Consider the following 633-nt stretch of genomic DNA (forward strand, 5'->3'; position numbering starts at 1 on the left):
AGCGTGATGAGCGCGAGATTGTCGGGCAGGCGTCGATCCGGCGCGCGCGCGGCGACGATCCAGGCGAGCGTGACGAGGAACGCGAGCAGCAGTGCCTGGTGGCGATACCCGCCGGGATAGACCAGCACGAAGACGAGCGTCATGCCGACCAGCGCGGCGGTCGCGGCGAGGATCGCGCCGAGCGCCGGGGCGCGCGTCCAGCGGTGCGGCGGTTCGCCGGGGGCAGGGGGCGCGCGCAGCCCGGCGATCGCGAGGCCGATCAGCGTGGGGAGGAGGACGAGCACCGGGATCGTGGACCGCAGCGGCGCGGGCATCAGCTCGGCGAAGGCGGGGCCGAGGCCGAGCACGAGCGTTGCGAGGAGCGCGAGCGGGCCGGGGCGTTCCACCGGCAGCATCGCGGCGGATTGCGCGGAAGGGTAGGCCTGCCACAGGCACAGCGCGGCGCCGAGCGCGGTGGCGGCGACGGCGAGTGCGAAGCTGCGCCAGGCCTGCCGCGTGGGGGCGCGGCGGTCAGGGGGTTGGCTGTCGGGGAGGGCGCACGCGCGCTGCTGGAGGAGCTCGACCGCCCACAGGAGCAGCAGCGCGCCGGCGAAGACGAGCGAGTGGATATTGGCGTTGGCGAGGAGGAAGAGC

1 protein-coding gene is annotated in these 633 nt (G+C 75.0%); it reads right to left on the reverse strand.

The annotated features are described in order from the left end of the window. Positions 1 to 633, reverse strand: a 633-nt coding sequence (locus ACH0AE_RS17945; RefSeq protein ID WP_406876188.1) for a hypothetical protein, incomplete at both ends; no start/stop codon positions are given.

Origin of the sequence: Sphingomonas sp. 179-A 2A2 NHS, assembly GCF_045371305.1 — a bacterium.
GTDB lineage: Bacteria > Pseudomonadota > Alphaproteobacteria > Sphingomonadales > Sphingomonadaceae > Sphingomonas.